Genomic DNA, 327 nt, shown 5'->3' with positions numbered 1-327 from the left:
GTCGGTCGCCTTCGCTGAACCAGAGCGTATGGCGCAGCCAGTTTTCGTCGTCGCGGTGTTCGAAGTCGCTCTGTGCGTGTGCACCACGGCTTTCCTTACGGGCTTCAGCCGAAACCATCGTTGCGCGTGCAACTTCGATAAGGTTCGCCACTTCGAGCGCTTCCACGCGCGCCGTGTTGAACACCTTCGACTTGTCCTTCAGGTGAATGTGCTTCGCGCGCTCAGCGATCTCCGCGATGTCCTTCACGCCGTCTGCCAGCAGCTTCGACGTGCGGAACACGCCTGCGTGCTTCTGCATCGAGCCGCGGATGTCGTTCGCGACGCTTT

1 pseudogene is annotated in these 327 nt (G+C 60.9%); it reads right to left on the bottom strand.

What is annotated here, in order from left to right:
• Positions 1-327, bottom strand: a pseudogene (locus tag ACOJB8_RS41285) (succinate dehydrogenase/fumarate reductase flavoprotein subunit); the annotation flags it as partial.

The organism is Paraburkholderia sp. BR10141 (genome assembly GCF_056155635.1).
Note: the sequence above shows the minus strand (reverse complement) of the source record. Positions and strands in the feature narration are given on the sequence as shown.